General features: G+C 67.8%; 15 protein-coding genes. 10 read left to right on the top strand and 5 right to left on the bottom strand.

Annotation, left to right across the window (positions count from 1 at the left end; genetic code table 11):
• The first annotated feature begins 6 nt into the window (after positions 1-6).
• Genes recC through recD form a run of 3 tightly spaced genes read left to right on the top strand, consistent with a single transcriptional unit; the run spans position 7 to position 8,770 of the window.
• Positions 7-3,432, top strand: coding sequence for an exodeoxyribonuclease V subunit gamma (gene recC / locus ACWETB_RS15810; protein ID WP_452212160.1), 3,426 nt, complete (start codon positions 7-9; stop codon positions 3,430-3,432).
• Positions 3,429-6,896 carry a UvrD-helicase domain-containing protein gene (locus ACWETB_RS15805; RefSeq protein WP_452212158.1) on the top strand — a complete coding sequence of 1,156 codons (3,468 nt, stop codon included), beginning with the start codon at positions 3,429-3,431 and terminating at the stop codon, positions 6,894-6,896. Before recC ends, ACWETB_RS15805 begins: the two co-directional genes overlap by 4 nt.
• Positions 6,893-8,770, top strand: a complete 1,878-nt coding sequence (recD, locus tag ACWETB_RS15800) for an exodeoxyribonuclease V subunit alpha (RefSeq protein ID WP_449744391.1) — start codon at positions 6,893-6,895, stop codon at positions 8,768-8,770. Before ACWETB_RS15805 ends, recD begins: the two co-directional genes overlap by 4 nt.
• Positions 8,771-8,863: 93 nt before the next feature.
• Here recD and ACWETB_RS15795 read toward each other — a convergent pair whose 3' ends face one another.
• Positions 8,864-9,616 carry a PIG-L family deacetylase gene (locus ACWETB_RS15795; RefSeq protein ID WP_449744392.1) on the bottom strand — a complete coding sequence of 251 codons (753 nt, stop codon included), beginning with the start codon at positions 9,614-9,616 and terminating at the stop codon, positions 8,864-8,866.
• Between the two features lie 154 nt (positions 9,617-9,770).
• Between ACWETB_RS15795 and htpG the strand changes: the two genes are divergently transcribed.
• Entirely contained in the window at positions 9,771-11,762 is a 1,992-nt protein-coding gene (gene htpG / locus ACWETB_RS15790) for a molecular chaperone HtpG (protein ID WP_449744393.1), read from the top strand.
• Positions 11,759-12,805 (top strand): hypothetical protein, encoded by a 1,047-nt coding sequence (locus ACWETB_RS15785; protein ID WP_452212155.1) that lies wholly within the window; start codon positions 11,759-11,761, stop codon positions 12,803-12,805. The genes htpG and ACWETB_RS15785 overlap by 4 nt, the downstream gene beginning before the upstream one ends.
• A gap of 22 nt (positions 12,806-12,827) precedes the next feature.
• Here ACWETB_RS15785 and ACWETB_RS15780 read toward each other — a convergent pair whose 3' ends face one another.
• Entirely contained in the window at positions 12,828-13,349 is a 522-nt protein-coding gene (locus tag ACWETB_RS15780) for a hypothetical protein (RefSeq protein WP_449744395.1), read from the bottom strand.
• Positions 13,350-13,471: 122 nt separating this feature from the next.
• On the opposite strand from ACWETB_RS15780, the gene ACWETB_RS15775 reads away from it, so the two are divergent.
• Complete coding sequence (locus tag ACWETB_RS15775) at positions 13,472-13,951, top strand: nitroreductase family deazaflavin-dependent oxidoreductase (RefSeq protein WP_449744396.1); 480 nt, start codon at positions 13,472-13,474, stop codon at positions 13,949-13,951.
• A gap of 27 nt (positions 13,952-13,978) precedes the next feature.
• On the opposite strand, the gene ACWETB_RS15770 is transcribed toward ACWETB_RS15775, so the two are convergent.
• Complete coding sequence (locus tag ACWETB_RS15770; RefSeq protein WP_449744397.1) at positions 13,979-14,806, bottom strand: crotonase/enoyl-CoA hydratase family protein; 828 nt, start codon at positions 14,804-14,806, stop codon at positions 13,979-13,981.
• Positions 14,807-14,831: 25 nt separating this feature from the next.
• On the opposite strand from ACWETB_RS15770, the gene ACWETB_RS15765 reads away from it, so the two are divergent.
• From ACWETB_RS15765 to ACWETB_RS15755, 3 genes are all read left to right on the top strand, one after another.
• Positions 14,832-15,020, top strand: a complete 189-nt coding sequence (locus ACWETB_RS15765; protein ID WP_449744398.1) for a hypothetical protein — start codon at positions 14,832-14,834, stop codon at positions 15,018-15,020.
• Positions 15,021-15,175: 155 nt separating this feature from the next.
• A complete protein-coding gene (locus ACWETB_RS15760; protein ID WP_452212152.1) occupies positions 15,176-16,129 on the top strand; it encodes a helix-turn-helix domain-containing protein in 954 nt (317 codons plus the stop codon).
• The gene (locus ACWETB_RS15755) at positions 16,126-16,731 is read left to right on the top strand and encodes a dihydrofolate reductase family protein (protein WP_449744400.1); all 606 of its coding nucleotides are present in this window, start codon (positions 16,126-16,128) and stop codon (positions 16,729-16,731) included. Before ACWETB_RS15760 ends, ACWETB_RS15755 begins: the two co-directional genes overlap by 4 nt.
• Here ACWETB_RS15755 and ACWETB_RS15750 read toward each other — a convergent pair.
• Positions 16,718-17,806 (bottom strand): NAD(P)H-dependent amine dehydrogenase family protein, encoded by a 1,089-nt coding sequence (locus tag ACWETB_RS15750; RefSeq protein ID WP_452212150.1) that lies wholly within the window; start codon positions 17,804-17,806, stop codon positions 16,718-16,720. The genes ACWETB_RS15755 and ACWETB_RS15750 overlap by 14 nt on opposite strands.
• 164 nt (positions 17,807-17,970) lie before the next feature.
• On the opposite strand from ACWETB_RS15750, the gene ACWETB_RS15745 reads away from it, so the two are divergent.
• On the top strand, positions 17,971-18,705 hold the full coding sequence (locus tag ACWETB_RS15745; protein WP_449744402.1) for a glucose 1-dehydrogenase: 735 nt from the start codon (positions 17,971-17,973) through the stop codon (positions 18,703-18,705).
• Positions 18,706-18,736: 31 nt separating this feature from the next.
• Here the strand turns inward: ACWETB_RS15745 and upp are convergent, their stop codons facing one another.
• Positions 18,737-19,366, bottom strand: coding sequence for a uracil phosphoribosyltransferase (gene upp / locus ACWETB_RS15740; RefSeq protein ID WP_449744403.1), 630 nt, complete (start codon positions 19,364-19,366; stop codon positions 18,737-18,739).
• Positions 19,367-19,403 lie beyond the last annotated feature (37 nt).

Genomic DNA, 19,403 nt, shown 5'->3' with positions numbered 1-19,403 from the left:
CCCTCGATGCTGACCCTGCACCGCGCCGAACGCACCGACGTCCTCGCCGATGCGCTGGGGCAGGTGCTGACCACCCCACTGGCCGACCCCATGCGCACCGAGGTGGTGGCGGTCCCGGCGCGTGGCGTGGAGCGGTGGCTGTCGCAACGACTGGCCACGCGACTGGGCGTCTCCGGCGCCGACGGCGCCGGCCGAAGCACTGCCGACGGCATCGCTGCCAACATCGACTTCTCCTCACCGGCTGCCCTCACCGACGTCGTCATCGAGCAGGTGACGACGTCGGCAGCGAAATCCGCCGCCACCGACCTCTGGCAGCCGGGCTCGCTGGTGTGGCCGGTTCTCGACGTCCTCGACGATCTGATCACCGATCCGGATCTTCGTGTCCTCGCACGCCACGTCGGCCTGGGGCCCGACGCCCGGGCCGACGACCCGCGGGTGGGCCGCCGGTATGCGACGGCCCGTCACATCGCCGACCTCTTCGAGCGGTACGCGCGTCACCGTCCGGCAATGCTCACCGGCTGGGCGTCGGGTGACGACACCGACGGCTCGGGACAGCGGTTGCCCGACGACATGACCTGGCAACCCCGGTTCTGGCGTGAGGTGCGGTCGCGGATCGGTGCCGCCCATCCGGTCGAAGCGCTCGACGCGGTGTGCGAGCGCCTGGCCGCCGACGCGACCACGACCGACCTGCCCGAGCGGCTGTCGGTGTTCGGACCGACGCGGGTGACCGAATCCTTCCGGCGGGTCGCCGCGTCCCTCGCGGCCCACCGCGACGTGCATCTGTTCATCCCGCATCCCGGACCCGCGCTCTGGGCGGCGATCGCGTCGCAACCGGCACCGACCGACCGGCGCCGCGCCTCATGGACGCCGCCCGCACTGCGAAACCCCCTGCTGTCCGGACTGTCCCGCGACGTGCAGGAACTGCAGCTGCGCATCATGGACGATCTCGACGCCGACATCCACCACGCGCCTGCCGAGCCGACGGCCTCGCCCACCTCGGTGCTGGCTGCGGTACAGGAGGGCATTCGCGACGACACCGATCCGCGTGACCGGCCGGGCATCCTGACCCCGGACAGCTCCGTCGAAGTGCATGCCTGCCACGGGCCCGAACGCCAGGTGGAGGCGCTGCGTGACCGGCTCCTGCACCTGTTCGATGCCGACGCCTCCCTGCAGCCGCGCGACGTCATCATCATGTGTCCCGACGTCGAGACCTTCGCGCCGCTGATTCGCGGCGTCTTCGGCCAGCCCGGGCTCGACCACCCCGCATCCGCCCTACGCGTCCGGCTGGCCGACCGCGGACTGCGCCACGTCAATCCGATCCTCGACGTCGTCGCCCGTGTCGTCGAACTCGCCGCCGGCCGGGTGAGCGCCGGCGACGTCGCCGACCTACTCGCCCTCGAGCCGGTGTCCCAACGTTTCGAGATGACCGACGACGACCTGGAATGGGTACGGGAATGGTTGTCCCGCACAGGTATCCGATGGGGGATCGACAACACCCAGCGCGCCCGATTCGGGTTGGCCGGATTGGCGCAGGGCACCTTCGACGTGGGCCTGGACCGCATCGCCCTGGGTGTGGTCGCCGGCGCGGGCGAGGGACTGTGGCTGGGCACCGCCCTCCCGATGGAGGGGCTGGAGAGTACCCAGATCGATCTCGTGGGACGGCTCGCGGAGTTCGTCGACCGGCTCGGGGACCTACTCGCCCGCATGGCCGAAAGCGCGCCGGCCGCCACGTGGGCGGCGGCGCTCCTCGACATCGTCGCCACCCTCACGGCAACCGTTCCCGGCGACGAGTGGCAGACCGCGGCGGCAACCCGGGCGCTCACCGAATCCCTGGGTGACGGTGCCGATCCGGAATCCGACACCTCCTCGCGGGTGCTGCGGCTGTCGGATGTGCGGGATCTCGTGGCGACGATGATCGCGGGACGGCCGACGCGCGCGAACTTCCGTACCGGTGAGTTGACGGTGTGCACCCTGGTACCGATGCGGACGGTGCCTCATCGGGTCGTCGTGCTGCTCGGCATCGACACCGATGCGTTTCCGCGCGCGTTGCGGATCGACGGCGACGACGTCCTCGGCCGGGTGCCGATGCTCGGTGAACGGCAACCCCGCGACGAGGATCGGCAACTGTTTCTCGACGCCGTCAACGCCGCGCACGAACACCTTCTCGTCTTCTACACCGGAGCCGACCCGGTGCGCGGTACCCGGGTACCGCCGGCGGTGGTGGTCAGCGAACTCACCGAGGTCGTCGCGGCATTGACCGGCACCGAACCCGACGCGGTGATCTGCCGACATCCGCTGCACGGTTTCGACGCCCGCAACTTCACGCCCGGTGCGTTCGAAGGCGTCGAGGGACCATTCGGCTATGACACCGCCCTGCTCGCCGGGGCGCGGGCGGTCGGCGGTGACCATCACGCCCCCGCACGGGTCGCCGACATCACCATGCCCGCCGACTCGGAATCGGTGTCCGCCGACATCGAACTCGGTTCGCTCACCGCCTTTTTCGGCAATCCGATCGAGGGGTTCATCCGGCAGCGTCTCGGTGCCCGGCTTCCGGACGACGACGCCGAGGACTCCGACCGGCTCGACGTGGCCGTCGCCGGCCTCGATGAATGGGCCATCGGCGACCGACTGCTGCGTCAGACACTCGCGGGCGTGGACCTGCGCACCGCCCAGATGGCCGAGATGCGCCGGGGGAGTCTGCCGCCCATCGAGTTCGGGCGCCGCGAACTGATCCGCATCTCACGGCAGGTGGGTAACGTGCATCGGGTGGCGGCCGGGCTCCGCACCGGGTCGGGCGGCTCCCGCGACGTGGTGCTCGATCTGCCCGACGGCGGCCGGCTGCACGGCAGTGTGCCGGATGTCTACGGCGAGACCATCATCGAGGCGACCTACTCGAAGATCCGGGCGAAGCAACGCCTCGCCGCGTGGGTACGGCTGCTCGCGACGGCGGAAGCGCAGCAGCAGTCCGCGCCGAGTGGGGAGAGAATCCACACGGCGGTCGTCATCGGACGGGCCGACCGCAGGTCATCCCACGTGACGGCGGTGAGCCTGCGGGTCCCCGACGATCCGACCGCGGTACTCGCCGACCTGATCGCGATCTATCGCCTCGGATTGTGCGTACCGTTGCCCGTCCCACTCGATCCCGGTCTGGCATACGCCGAGAAGTGTGTGCGGGGCAGCTCGGCGGAGATCGCGCGCCGCGCGGCGGCAGCGAAGTTCGACTATCGCTTTGGCGCGCAGGCCGATCCGTACATCCGATTCGCCTACGGTGACGACGTCACCACCGCGGTGGGATTCGACGCGCTCACCGAGGTGCCCATTCCCGACGATCCGCGGTGGTCGGCGATCGGTCTGGTGCCCGGCGAGCCGATGTTCGGCGCGCTGGCCACCCGGATCTGGGAACCGCTGCTGGCCCACGAGGTGATCCGATGACATCGCACGCCGAAGAGTTCATGGACACGGCAGCGGCCGAGGCAGGGACGCGGGCCCCGCTCGCCTTCGACATCGTCGAGGGCGTCGGCGACGGCACCACGGTCGTGGAGGCCAGCGCCGGCACCGGCAAGACCTACGCGATCGTCGACATCGCCGCCCGTCACATCGCCGAGGGGGTGGCCATCGACGAACTGCTCCTCGTCACGTTCAGTCGTTCGGCGACAGCGGAATTGCGGGAGCGGATGCGCAGCCGATTGTGGCGTCTCGCCGAGGCGCTGAGTCCGGCGGCCACCACCGACACCGAGGCCGACCCCGGCACCGACCCTCTGCTGCGGATGCTGCTGACCGGCGATCCGGCCGACGTCGCGTCCCGCCGTGACCGACTCACCCGGGCACTGTCGGATTTCGACGCCTCCACCATCGCCACGACGCACACCTTCTGCAATCGCATGCTCGAGGCCCTCGGATTCCTCGGTGAGCGGGAACTGATCTACGAGATCGTCGAGGACGTCGACGATCTCGTCGAGGACGCCGCCCGCGATCTGTACTTCCAGGGGTTCGTCCGCGACGCGGAAGAACCGGTCTTCGGCCTCGACGACGCCATCGTCATCGCGAAGGACGCCGTCCGCAATCCCGGTGTGGCACTGGCACCGTCGGATCCGGCGGGGGAGAACGCCGACGCCGATGACCGCATCGCGGCCCGCCGCGTCCGCTTCTGCAGCCGGGTCCGCGAGATCGTCAACGAGCGTAAACTCCTCGCGCGGGTGCGCACCTACGACGACCTCCAGATGATCCTGTATTCCATCGTCACCGACACCCATGTGGGCGACGACGCATGCGCCCGCATCCGCGATGCATTCGGTCTGGTCCTCGTCGACGAGTTCCAGGACACCGACCCCTTCCAATGGGAGATCCTCCGGCGCTGCTTCCACAGGCAGAAGCCGTTGGTGCTGGTCGGGGACCCCAAACAGTCGATCTACGCCTTTCGCGGCGCCGAGGTGCTCAGCTACCTCGATGCGGTCGCGGTGGCCGACGAGCGTCGCGCCCTCGAGAACAACTGGCGTACCGACGGTGACCTCGTCACCGCGCTGTATCGGGTGTACGGCGGTGCCAACCTGGGCAGTTCGCAGATCACCGTGTATCCGGTGGAATCGGCACATCCCGGCAGTCGCCTGCGCGGGCCGGGGGCGACCCCGCTGCGGGTGCGCTGGTTCGACGTCGACGACTTCCCGGTGCGCGGCCGCAGCGGATTCGCGCCGGTGAGCGCGATTCGTGATGCCGTGATCGGCGATGTCGCGGCCGATATCACCCGACTGCTCTCGTCGGGCACCGAACTCACCGTCGACGGGCACACCCGGCCGGTGCACCCGGGCGACATCGCGATCCTGGTGGTGGCCAACAAGACGATCGAGCCACTGCAGCGCGCCTTGGCCGGTCACGGCGTCGGATCGGTGGTCGGCACCGGGACCAGCGTCTTCTCCACGATGAGTGCGCGGCACTGGTTGTGGCTGATCCGGGCGATCGAGTCGCCGTCGCGGACCGACCGGGTGGCGCTGGCCGCGATGACCCCGCTGATCGGCTGGACACCCGATGACCTCGCCGATGCGAGCGACGACGCACGGACCGAGTTGGCGGCCCAATTATCGGATCTGGCAAAGGTATTCGACATCGGTGGTTTCGCCGCACTGGTGCAGCGGGTGCTCGGTGACCGGCGAGTGGCGGCCAGGGTGCTCGCCACCGCCGACGGTGAGCGTGCGTTGACCGACCTGATGCAGGTGGCCACGGTGTGCAACAGGCATGTGGTGGAGAACGATTGTGGTCTGTCGTCGGTGCAGGAATGGCTGGCCGACCGCATCAAGGACGTGTCGCGGTGGCGGCGATCGGACGAGCAGACGCGGCGCCTGGACCGCGACACCCACGTCGTGCAGATCATGACGGTGCATGCCAGCAAGGGACTCGCGTTCCCCATCGTGTACGTTCCGTTCGGCTGGGATGGCGCACGGGTACCGTCTCCGAAGACGTTCCGTTTCCACGATGAGAACCAGACGCGGTTTCTCGACGTCGGTGGACCCGACACCACCGGACGATCGGAACGATTGCGCCGCAGCATGTCCGAGGAATCGGGGGAGGACCTGCGGAAACTGTATGTCGCGCTCACCCGGGCCGCGTCGCAGGTCGTGATGTGGTGGGCACCGTCGCAGGGGACATCGCATTCGGCACTGCATCGCCTCGTATTCGGCCGTACGCCGGGATATCTCGCTGTGGGCACCGACATCCCGGAGACGGTGCCGGTCCCCGATCCGGCGGAATGCGCGGCCCGGCTGACCCAGCTGGGTGCCGGCACCTCGTCGATCAGCGTCGAACGCGCGGTCGGCGCGGACCCGGGTCGCTGGGAGTCGGGAACCGACGGTGCCGAACCGGCGGAATTGTCGGCGGCGATCTTCGGCGGGAAGATCGACACCTCCTGGCAGCGCACCTCGTATTCGGCCATCATCGCCGGCGCCGCGCACGGACCGGCCGCCGAAACCCCCGATGCCGGAAGCGAACCCGAGGCCGAGGTGACCGTCGACGAGCCTGCGGTTCCCGGTGATGTCGCCGAGGTGGTCGATACCGAGACCGGCGGGGCGGCAGACGAAGCCGGCATGTCCCTGATGAACGGCATGCCCTTCGGTGCGGCGTTCGGGACGTTCGTACACGAAGTCCTCGAATACGTCGACACCGCGGCGCCGGATCGCCACACCCATGTGCGCGACCTCTGTTCCCGGTCGGCGGCGCGGTACGCGCTGTCGGTGGACGCCGAATCACTGACCACCGCCCTCGACGCGGTGCTGACGACACCGTTGGGTTTCGGCGACCTGTGGAGCATCCCACCGCGTGATCGGCTGGCCGAACTCGACTTCGAGCTTCCACTGGGCGACGCCGACGGGGCGGCGGCACTCTCCGAGATCGCCGGGCTGATGGCACGGATGTTGCCCGACGACGACCAACTGCGCGACTACGCCGACATTCTCGGCGCACTGCCCGCCAGAACGCTCCGCGGCTTCCTCACCGGAAGCATCGATTCGGTGCTCCGAACACCGCAGGGGCGCTTCGTGATCGTCGACTACAAGACCAACCGGCTGCGTCCCGGCGACCTGCACGCAACCGATTTCTCGACTCCGGCGATGGCCGGTGAGATGATCCGTTCCCACTACCCGCTGCAGGCCTTGCTGTATTCGGTTGCGCTGCACCGGTATCTGCGATGGCGACTGCCGGGATACCATCCGGCCGAGCATCTGGGTCCGGTCCAGTATCACTTCGTGCGCGGCATGATCGGACCCGACACCCCGTTGGGGTGCGGGGTCTTCGAGTGGAACGTCCCCACCGAACTGATCATTTCGCTGTCGGATCTGTTGTCGGGGTCGGGGTGCGACACGCGAGGCGCACGGAGCGCCGGGGACCGGGCGAGAGGAGTGGAGTCGTGACGATATCCACGGGGCCACAACGGGTTCTGGCCGCCCAGGGAATCCTCGGACGTGCCAACGTCGCCGGATTTCTCGACGCCGCCGACGTGCACGTCGTCTCCCGCCTCGTCGACCTGTGTGGCGAATCCGTCTCCGAGGTGGCGCAACTCGCGGCCGCCTTCGCGGTCCGCGCGGTCCGGCAGGGTTCGACATGTCTGGCGCTGGTCGACCTCGACCCGGTCGGCGCCACCCCCGTCGACTCCGACGGCGAGGATTCCACGGCCGACCGGATGACACTGCCCACGGTCGACGAGATGGTGGACGCACTGCGTACCTGCCCGCTGATCGTGGGATCGGAGTCGGGACCCCTGCGTCCGCTGGTGCTGGTCGACTCCGATGACGGCCCATTGCTGTATCTCGGTCGCTACTTCGAGCAGGAGGAGATCATTCGTACCACGCTCGCCGAGCGTGCCGATGACGCTCCCGAGGTGGGAATCTCGGACATCGTGGCCGCCGTCGACGACGCGTTCACCACGAGCCCCACCGCCTCACCCCGGCAACGACTCGCTGCGGCGATCGCGGCATCACGATGGACCTCGGTCCTGACCGGCGGTCCCGGCACGGGCAAGACCTATACGGTCGCGCGGATCCTCGCCGTACTCGATCGGCTCGGCGGGTCACGCCTGCAGATTGCGGTATGCGCTCCCACCGGCCGGGCGGTCGCCCAATTGCAGGCGTCGTTGGACGGCATGCGGGGGAATGACACCACCGCGGAGCCGGCGGTCCATGCGGTCACCGTCCACGGACTGTTGGGGTGGCGACCGGGTTCGGTTCCGAGGTACGGACGTACCAACCGGCTGCCGCACGACGTGGTCGTCGTCGACGAGACCTCGATGCTGTCGGTCACCGCGATGAGTCACCTGTTGGAGGCGGTACGGCCGACCGCCCGTCTGATTCTCGTCGGCGACCCGCACCAGCTCGCGTCGGTGGAGGCCGGAGCCGTCCTCGCCGACCTCGTGGAACGCGAACCAGCAGGGGTGCCCATCGACGCCGCGCTCGCGGATCTGGTGGCCACCGCAGGCCTGGCCGATGCCGAACTTCCCAGACTGGCCGACGGAATCGTCGCCCTCACCGACAATTTCCGCAATCGCGGCGGCATCGCCGACGTGGCTGCGGCGGTCAATGTCGGCGACGCCGACCACGTCCTCGAACTGGTCGCCGACGATGCCATCGACGACGTCGTCCTCGTCGAACCCGAGGATCCGGGAATCCGCGCCGCGGTCGTCGCCTGGGGGCGGGCGCTGCGGTCGGCCGCGACGAGCGGTGACGCGTCCGCCGCACTCGACGCCCTCGACACCCACCGCGTGCTGTGCGCGCACCGGGATGGTCAGTGGGGAGTGGAGGGATGGACCCGACGGATCGTCGAGTGGCTCGCGGAAGCCGCCGGACACGCCCATCTCGTGGCCGACCGCACCCGCCCGATTCCCGGCGTGCCGATTCTGGTCACCGCCAACGACCGGCAGAACAAGGTGTTCAACGGTGACTGCGGGGTGATGATCCACCGCGCGGAGGGCGACGCCGTCGCCTTCCGGCGCAGCGAGTTCAGCGAGCCGGTGATGGTCGCGCCGCATCGGCTCGCCGAGACGATGTGGGCGTACGCGATGACGATTCACCGCAGTCAGGGCAGCCAGTTCGGCGCCGTGACCGTGGTGTTGCCACCCGCCGACTCCCCGCTGCTCACCCGAGAGTTGTTGTACACAGCCATCACTCGAGCACAGTCGACGGTGCGGATCGTGGGAACGCCCGAGATGCTGCGGGCGGCCGTCGACCGGCGGGTGCACCGCGCCAGTGGCTTGCGTTCGGCCATTCGTCCCATGATCGACCCCGAACCGTGAGCGGCCCCGAACCGACGCCGACCACCGAGCCGGAGACGTGAGTTCGCGCCTCGTTGACAGCGCCGGGCGCCGTCAGTGGTCCTCCAGGGGGTCCTACAGGTCGACACCGCCACGCACGAGATCGCGCCGGATGTAGTTCTCGGTACCGAGCAACGGGTCCCGCTTCTCCGGGGGCAGATTCATGAGATGGGAGATCATGTAGCTGCGCTCGACCTCGGAGCGGTGTGCACGAATGGCCGCCGCCTTACGATCCACCCACTTCGACACGTCGAGTTCGAGGTCGATCATCCCGGGCTGGGTACCGGGCAGCGCGTACTTCGACATGGTCGGGAACAGGTCGTCGGCGACGGCCTCGACCATCCAGATGGGGACGGTCGCCAGATACAGCGATTTGACCCGCCATGGCGGTCCGGTGCTGCGGTGCAGCATGGGTACCGCGGCGGCGTCGGCCGCGGCGCAGGCGAGCCGGTTGGCATGCACGTGATCGCGGTGCCCGTAGATCCCCGCTGCGTCGTAGGTGATGACGATGTCCGGCTTGATGCGCCGGATGTGCCGGACGAGTTCCTTGACCTGGCGGTCGAACCTGCCGTCGCAGAATCGCTCACGCCCCGGTGCGGACTCGGGCACCCCGTCGTCGGCGTAACCCATCATGATCGGCTCGGAGGTCACACCCAGTTCCTGCAGCGCCAGACACAGCTCGGCGTGCCGTGAGGTCCCGCGTGCCCAGGTGGTGGTCACCACCGATATCTCGCCACCGAGGTCGACGTGCCGGGCGATCGTGCCACCGGTCCACAGGGACTCGTCGTCGGGGTGGGCGTGAACGCACATCACGCGGGGGAGCTTCATCGGCGGCGCGGCCTCCCATGGGTTCCGTCTCGGGTGTCGGGGTCGGGCGGTGTGGGCGATCCGTGCCGGAATCGTCACACCCTGTTCAGGGTACTTGTTCCGGTGCTCGCTAAGATTCTTCGTTGTTCGATCAGCTGTCACGTGGAGGTCGTCGTTGAGTACTGAATCCGAAGTCCGGGAATTCCAGGCCGAGACCCGGCAACTGCTGGACCTGATGGTCCATTCGATCTATTCGAACAAGGACAGCTTCCTGCGCGAGCTGATCTCCAACGCGTCCGATGCGTTGGACAAGCTGCGCCTGGAGTCCTTGCTGAACAAGGATCTCGATGTCGACACATCGGATCTGCACATCACCCTGGACGCGCAGGGCGGCGGCGATGACGCCGACGGAACCCCTCGCACGCTGACCGTGCGCGACAACGGCATCGGCATGTCGCGCGAGGAGGTCATCGAACTCATCGGCACCGTCGCCAAGTCGGGCACCGCCGAACTGCGCAAGAAGCTCGCCGAGGCGGGCAAGGCCGGCGACGCGGCCACCACCGAGGAACTCATCGGTCAGTTCGGTATCGGCTTCTACTCGACGTTCATGGTGGCCGACTCCGTCGTCCTGGTCACCCGTAAGGCGGGCGAAGAGACCGGAACGCGCTGGGAATCCACCGGCGACGGCACCTACACCATCGGTGACGTCGACGACGCGCCGCAGGGCAGTTCGGTCACCCTGACGCTCAAGCCCGTCGACACCGAGAATCACCTGCACGACTACACCGACGCGGCGACCTTGCGTTCGCTGGTGAAGAAATACTCGGACTTCATCGGCTGGCCGATTCGGATGGACGTGGAGAAGACCACCACGACACCGGCCGCCGAGGAGGGTGGCGAACCGACAACGGTCACCACCGTCGAGGCCGAGACCATCAACTCGATGAAGGCCCTGTGGGCACGCTCGCGTGACGAGGTGTCCGACGAGGAGTACGAGGAGTTCTACCGGCACGTCTCCCACGGCTGGGACAAGCCGTTGGAGATCATCACCCTCAAGGCCGAGGGCACCTTCGAATACCAAGCGCTGCTGTTCATTCCGACTCAGGCTCCGTTCGATCTGTTCATGCGGGAACGCAACGTGGGCATCCAGCTCTACGTCAAGCGGGTGTTCATCATGGACGACTGCGACGAACTGATGCCGGAATACCTGCGGTTCGTCAAGGGTGTCGTCGACGCGGCGGACCTGTCGCTCAACGTCTCTCGCGAGATCCTGCAGCAGGACCGACAGATCCGCGCCATCCGCCGTCGCCTCACCAAGAAGATCATCTCGACCGTCAGCGAGATGCGGGCCGCGCGCGCCGAGGACTACCAGACCTTCTGGACCACCTTCGGGCGTGTGTTCAAGGAAGGTCTCGTCAACGATTTCGACAATCGCGACGCCATCCTCAAGGCCTCGGTCTTCGCCTCCACCCACAGCGACGACGACCTGACCTCGCTGGCCGACTACGTCGGACGGATGCCGGAGAACCAGAAGTCGATCTATTACATGACCGGCGAATCGCGCCAGCAGATCGAGAGCTCACCACACCTGGAGGCGTTCCGCGCCAAGGGGATCGAGGTTCTCGTCCTCGACGATCCGGTCGACGAGATGTGGGTCGGATCGGGCCTGGAATTCGAGGGCAAGAGTTTCCAATCGGTGGCCAAGGGCGCGGTGGATCTCGACGCCATCGACGGCGAGACGGAATCCGACGACGCCGCCGACGAGACGAAGTCCGCGGAGTTCGCACCGCTGCTGACGTGGCTGGGTGAGGCCCTGTCCGACGACATCACCGAGGCTCGGCTGTCCAAGCGCCTCACCGAATCCGCCGCCTGCCTGGTGGGTGACGACTTCTCGATGTCGCCGCAGCTGGAGAAGCTCTACCGCGCCTCCGGCCAGGAGGTCCCCAAGACCAAGCGCGCTCTGGAACTCAATGCCGATCACCCGCTGGTGACCGGTTTGAACACCGCATTCGGGGCGTCGGAGGATCATTCGGCGCTCATCCCGACCGCACGCCTGGTCTACGGCATGGCACTGATCGCCGAGGGCGGCGAACTCGACGACCCGGCGGCGTTCGCGCGGCTGCTGGCCACCCAGCTGACCGACGCACTGGCGACACCGCAGGGGTGAGTCTGCCGCCGACCACCCGGCGCGCACCCCGGTGGCGATGGATCGCCGGGGGCGCCGCGGTGGTGGCGGCGGCCGTCGCGCTCGTGGCGGTGCTCATCGTGCGGGTGCCGACGACGGCCCCGGAGCAACCGACGACGGCGGAAGACACGGTGCGGGCCTTCCTCGACGCCCTCGCCCGCGCCGACGGCTCTACGGCCCGACGACTCATCGTGGCTGTGCCGTCGATGGCGTTCCTCACCGACGACGCGCTGGCCCGTCAGCACGAGGCGGCCCCGATCGGTGACGTGCGGATCACCGACACCGGCACCACCGGCATCACTGAGGCCACCGACAGCACCGCCGAAACGTCCGCACCGACCGGCGACCGGGCGGTCGTCGGTGCGGCGTTCCGCATCGGTGATCATGCGGTGAGCACCACCTACACGCTCACCCGGGATCACCGACGGTGGTTGGTCACCGACGGGGTTCGGTCCGTCTCGGTCGCCGCGAGCCCTATCCCCGGGCTCACCCTGTTCGGCATCACGGTGGCCGGTCGCGCCAGCGCGTACGTGTTCCCGGGACGCCTCCTGTGGGGTAGCACCAATCCGTATCTGGCGGTGGCGGCCCCCGACGGTACCGCCACCGACGCCGCCGACGTGCCCGGCGGCTCTGCGGCCACGCCGACCCCGGATCTCGTCGCCGCGCTGAGCGAGTCGGGACGGCGAGCCGTCGATGCCGCGGTGCGCGGCCACCTCGACGGGTGCGCTGCATCGACCCAGGCCGACGCGTCGACGGACCGGCCCGGCTGCGTTCAGCGGCTCTACCGGGATGCCCGGCCCGGTTCCGTGCAGTGGACGGCACAAGACGACCTCGACGATCTCGTTGTCGACGTGGGCCAGGCCGACCCGACCCGGGTGTCGGTCTTCGGCAGCGTCACGTGGCAGGTCACCTTCACGCCGACCTACGGTGACCGCCCGGTCCGGGCGACGGTGGAACAGCCGATGGAGGGCACGGTGGACATGAGTGACACGCCGGCGCCCACCTACACGCCGTCGGACGGGTGACAAGTCGGAGCCGTGATCTCGATCAGGACGCCTCGTTGAGTGGTCGGTGGTCTGCGGTCGAGCGATGGTGCACCTCGAGTCCGACCACGTTGATGTCGTTGGCGCGGAACAGAGGCTGCAACCGAACACCGTGGCGTGCAGCGCATTCGGTAAGCAGGATCGCCCAACCCCGATCGCGGGGCGTGATGCCGTCCGCGCCCGGGCGACTCAGCAGGCACGCCACCGACATTCCGATGGTGTTCTCCAGCGTTTCGCCGAACCGGTGCATGAGCAGATCGATCAACTCAGGGTCCGGCGTGGTCGGCAGTGGAAGCTTGTTGATGGCCTTGATCAGGTGGCTGTCACGTTCGACGAACAGGAGCCACAACATCGGCTCACCGAATCCCAGCGGTCCCATGAGCGCGCGCCAGCGTTGACGCAGTTCGTCGGCGTCATGAAAGGGAAGGTCGGCGGTGTCGATCGGTGGGATCGGGTCGGCGTCGGGTAGCGCGTCCGGCAATGCATCGGTCGTCGGATCGGGGATGTGAGAGGCGTTGTGTGTCATGGTCTGATCGTGCGCCCGATCTCGGGTCGAGTGGCCGGCCCGATCCACACCTGTGGACGGCGACGTTGACACCGGCGGCGCCGTTCGGTGATGATGGCCGGTCGCCATGACAGACTCGGGTGATGGGCATACTCACCCCCGCGGCGGTACGGATCGGGTCGGTCCCGTGGATGCCGCGGTACCTCCCGCAGATCGTCAAGTGCGACAACGCTCTTCGAAAGGTCACCGGCGAACGCTACGGTCTGCTCGACATCGCCGGACTGCCCAACACCACGCTCGTGGTCGCGGGTCGCCGCAGCGGCGTCGTGCGCCGGACCCGGCTGCTGGCGGTGCCTCGCGCCGACGGCTCATGGCTGATCGCGGGCTCCTACTTCGGCGGTGCGACGACGCCGCAGTGGGTGTACAACCTGCGTGCGACCGACACCGCCGCGATCCTCGACCACGGAGCGACGGTGCCGGTACGGGTGCGCGAACTGCACGAGCAGGCCCGCGCGGATGCTTGGCAGGATCTGCGTGGGGTCTGGCCCAACTTCGACCTGTACGAGGTACGCACCGACCGGCTGATCCCGGTGTTCGAGCTGACCCCGATCGAACCCGGGTGACCGACGGCGTGCCGTCCGAGCGTCGGCTCAGGACCCGCTGAAGTTCGGTTTGCGCTTCTCGAAGACGGCGGTGATGGCCTCGGTGAGGTCGTTGCTCGGCAGGAATGCGGCGTTCCACGCGGCGACGAATCGCAGGCTGTCGGCCTGATCGGCGGTGCGACCGTGATCGAGGACCTCCTTGATGCCCGAGACCACCAGCGGCGGGTTGTCGGCGATCTCGCGGGCCGTCGCGCGGGCGGCGTCGAGGGCCTCCTCGGGAGTCGGGTACACGTCGTTGACGAGCCCGATCTTCTCGGCGCGGGCGGCGTCGATGTCCTTGCCGGTCAACGCCAACTCACGCAGGTGCCCGTCGCCGATGATCCCGGGGAGGCGGGCCAGGCTGCCGACGTCGGCCACCATCGCCACCCGGACCTCGCGCACGCTGAATTTCGCCTCCGCGCTCGCATACCGGATGTCGGCGGCCGAGATGAGGTCGACTCCGCCGCCGATACACCATCCGGAGATGGCGCAGATGACCGGCTTACGGCAGTCCGCAACGGCGGTGATCGCCGCCTGCATCCGCGTGATGACTCCGTGAAACTCGGTGCGGGCCTTGGCCTTCGCGCCGTCGGCGAGAGCCGGTCCGAGGTCGCCGGCCATGGCCGCGAGGTCCAGGCCGTAGGAGAAATGCTTGCCCGCCCCGCGCAGGATCACCGCGCGCACGGCGTCGTCGGCGTCGAGGCCGGCGAACAACTCGGGCAATTCCTGCCAGAAATCAGGTCCCATCGCATTGCCCTTGCCCGGACCGATCAGGGTGACTTCGGCGACGTGGTCGTTGACGGAGACCTCGAAGGCCTTCCAGATGTCCTCACTCATGGCTAGGAGGTTACTCGGTGGTCACTTGGGGCCTCCTGAACCAGACGGTGAGTGGCTGACCATCCAGTACCGCCGGGGGACGCCGCTGGGTGCGGTGCGTGCGCAAGCGCGACTCGATCGCGTCGCGGGCGTCACATCGATCGTGACGGGCCACATCGAGACCGCCGGCGGCCTCACCGCCGAGGCCGAGGGCATTCTCGTCCTGCCGCGCTGACGCGGGCGGCCGGCGCGGCCGAACGACTGCGCAAGGCACTCGGTGACGGCTGACGCCGTCGGTCCCGTACCCGGGTCGAGGAGGCAAGAACGGTCAAGCACATCCGTGCCGACGCCGCGGATACTTGCTCTCATGACGACGATGCGCAGTCGACGATGACGGGCCCGGGCCACGACCGCATCCGCGAGTTGCTGGATGCAGTACTCGACGACGACAACGACACCCTGGCAACGATGGCCGAGCATGCACATTCGTCGGCGTTTCACTTCGGCCGGCAGGTGAGCAGGTATTCCGGTGAGGCGCCCCTGGCCATGCGGCGGCGGGTGATGCTCGAACGCGCCGCGTGGTATCTGCACCACGGTCGGCGGGTCACCGACGTGGCCTTCGATTCCGGGTACGAATCGGTGGAGGGATTCAGCCGCGCGTTCGCCCGTGCCTTCGGTCATCCACCGAGTAGCGCTCCGGCGCGGCGGGATCGGGGGCACTGGCTACCCGCACCCAACGGCATCCACTTCCACTCGCCGACGGTGCTTTACGTCGCCGCCGGGCGCGGGACCGGCCATAACGACGAGACCGGGGCGGGCGACATCCTGGCGATGATGATCCGTCACGACATCGACGACACCACGACGCTCCTGGCGGCGGCAGCAGCACTCGACGACGCGACCTATCGTCGAATCATTCTGCCCGGCAACCGAATTCTGCAATGGCAGGGCGACGACGACTCGATCGCCCATGTGCTCTCCCATCTGGTGACCGACAAACGTCCATGGCTGGCGTGCATCGAGGGTGGTCGGGCACCCGAGGCGGTCTCCGATGATCTCGCCGAACTCACCGCACTGCATCACGAGGTATCCGCGCACTGGATCGCGCTGACGCGGGACATCGACCAGCGGGCCGCGTGGTCGGACAGCGTCATCGACGCCCTGTGTGAGCCACCGGAATCCTTCGAACTGTCCCAGATCGTCGCCCATGTCCTCACGTTCGCCGCCCACCGGCGCATTCTCGCCCGCATGCTGCTGCGTGAGGTCGGTGTCGACGTCACCGTACCCTCGCTCGACCCAGACCCGATCATGTGGCACCGCAACCAATCCGGAGGATTCCGATGACCGCTTTCCGCTACTACACGGCCATCACCCTCGACGGCTTCCTGGCCGATGACGACGACAATCTCGACTGGCTGCTGAACCAACCCATCGACGAGTCCGGACCGATGAATCACACCGACTTCATCACCGGCGTCGGTGCACTGGTCATGGGCGCCACCACGTATCGGTGGCTCCTCGATCACGAGGTGACCGACGGCAGGCCGTGGCCGTACTCGGTGCCGACCTTCCTGTTCACCCACGGCGACGTCGTTGCCGTGTCGGACACGATCCGGGTGGTCGCCGGCGACCCGAGGGAGTTGCGCACCGAGATCGTCTCCGCCGCAGGCGATCGGGACGTGTGGGTGGTCGGTGGGGGAGATCTCGCCGCACAGTTCGCCGACGCGGGCATGCTCGACGAGATCCTGGTGTCGATCGCGCCGGTCACGTTGGGCGGCGGCCGACCGCTGTTCACAGCGCCCTACGATCTCACCCTGAAATCGGTCGAGCGCAACTCCGCATTCGTCTGCGCCCGTTACGATGTCGTGGGTCCGCGGCGTTCCGGCGTGGGCTCGGGGGACGACGGCTCGGGGATGACGGCTCCGGGGGATGTCAGCCCGGAGTGAGTGCCGGACCGGCGATCAGCGGCAGGTCGAGTGTGGTCCGTAGTCCGGCCGGCCCGGCGACAAGCGCCGGGATCGCGTTCACCACCCGGCCGACGCCGGCGACGATCGCGGCGTGATTGTGATCGCCCTTGCGGCTGGTCGGGCAGATGTCGACGCGATAGGACGGTTCGCCGGTGATCTCGACGCGGTAGCAGCCCCCGTCCTGGGCGGGCTGCGCCCAATCCGGTCGCAGATCTCCGCGAAGTCTGGTCACATGTTCGACGACGATCACCGGACGTCCGTCGACCATGCCGATGATCTCAAAGCGCACCGCCGCGCGGGTCCCCTTGGGCACCGTTCCCGCGGCGATCTCGAATTCCTCTGGTGCGGGCTCACTCTCGTACCGCTCGATGATCTCGTCGATCACGATCCCGGACGCGGCGGCGAGCTCGTGAATGGTGGTCCCCCAGGCCAGAGCGAGTACACCGGGCAGGAACAGCATCGGGGTCTCGTCGAGGGGTTTGGCGAATCCCATCACGTCGAACATGACCTCGGCGCCGTCATAGGTGGCGTAGTCGGCGATCTCCATGCACCGGATCTGCTCGATCCGCTGACACGTTCCGGCGAACGCGAGGGGGATGAGGTCGCTGGCGAATCCGGGATCGACGCCGGAGATGAACACGCTCGCGTCGTGTTCGGTGGCGACCGCCACGATCTTGTCGATGGTCTTGTCCGGCATGGCGCCCCACGGATACTGCAGGGTCACCGGCGCGGTGCCGACGACGTCGATGCCCGCGGCGAGGATGCGCAGCACGTCGTTGAACGCCTCGATCGGCCGGGTGTCACCCATGGCGGTGTAAACGATGCAGTCGGGCTTCGCGGCGATCAGCGTGTCGAGATCGCCGACGGCGCTGACACCGGTGACGGCGCTCGTCCCGGCGAGGGCGCCGGCATCGCGCCCGATCTTGTCGGGGTTGTGCACGCAGACCCCGACCAGCTCGAATCGCGGGTCGTCGATCAGCTGGGCGAGGGCCAGACGGCCGGCGTTTCCGGTCCCGACCAGGCCCACACGGATCGCTGCTGCTTGTTCGGTCACTCTGCCATCGCTTCCCTCGTGGTGAACATCTATCTGTGGTGAACATCTGTCCGTGGTGAACATTGTCCGGGGTGAACATCTGTCCGGACTCCTGTCCATATCAGTAGACCATGCTCGGTAGAACGTGTTCTCATTTTCGCGTTTCGCCTGTATGGTTGCTCGCCATGGGACGTGTGGACGGCAAGGTCGCAATCATCACAGGCGGTGCCCGAGGTATGGGCGCCGCGCATGCACGGGCGCTGGTCGCCGAGGGTGGCAAGGTCGTCATCGGCGACATTCTCGACGACGAGGGCAAGGTGCTCGCCGAGGACATCGGTGACGCCGCGCGCTACGTACACCTCGACGTGACCTCGCCGGAGGACTGGCAGGCGGCGGTGGCCGCCGCGACCGACGACTTCGGCAAGGTCGACGTGCTCGTCAACAACGCCGGCATCGTCAATGGCTCGACGATCCAGAAGTTCCGCCTCGACAAGTGGAAACAGATCATCGACGTCAATCTCACCGGAACGTTCCTGGGTATCCAGTCGGTCGCCGATCCGATGATCGCCGCCGGCGGCGGGTCGATCATCAACGTGTCGTCGGTGGAGGGGTTACGCGGAAGTCCTTGGGCGCACGGCTATGTCGCGTCCAAGTGGGGTGTACGCGGACTCGCGAAGTCGGCCGCCTTGGAACTGGCGCCGCACAACGTGCGCGTCAACTCCATCCATCCCGGTCTGATTCGCACACCGATGACCGAGGGCCTGCCCGAGGACATGGTGAAGGTACCGATGGGACGGGCGGCCGACTCGTCGGAGGTCTCGACCTTCGTGGTGTTCCTGGCCAGCGACGAATCGTCCTACGCCACCGGCGCCGAATTCGTCATGGACGGCGGGCTGTCAGCGGACGTGCCGCACAAGTAGATCCGGCGCCGTTGCCGCGGCGCCGCAACCGTCACTCGGTGCCGTAGATCCGGTCGCCGGCATCGCCGATACCCGGCAGGATGTACCCGCGGTCGTCGAGTTCCCGGTCGATGCCCGCGGTGAATATCGGCACCTCGGGGTGTGCGCCCTGTAGCGTCGCGATGCCCTCCGGGCAGGTCAGCACGCACACGAACCGGATCGATCGGGGACGGTACTCCTTGAGCCGGTCGACGGCGGCCACGGCCGAATGCCCGGTCGCCAGAAGCGGATCGACCACCACGACGTCGCGTTCGTCGAGTTCCTTGGGCATCTTGAAGTAGTACTCGACCGGGATGTGGGTCTTGGGATCGCGGTAGAGACCGATGTGTCCGATGCGCGCGCCCGGGACCACGGTCAGCATGCCGTCGGCCATCGACGTGCCGCCGCGCAGAATCGCGGCGAACACCAGCTTCTTGCCGTCGATCACCATGCCGGTGGTGATCTCCATCGGCGTCTCGACCTTGACCTCCTGCATCGGGATGTCGGCGAGGACGTCGTAGGTCATCAGCGTCGAGATCTCGTCCAGGAGACGCCGAAAGTCATTGGTGGAGGTCTGTTTCTGGCGCATCAGGGTGAGTTTGTGTTGCACCAGTGGATGATCGATGACGTGCACGTCGTTCATGGAGGTCTCCTCACGCGATCAGTTGATGTGAAGCCGT

Source organism: Gordonia sp. NPDC003950 (genome assembly GCF_053605205.1).
This window is presented reverse-complemented; position numbering and strand designations above follow the sequence as displayed.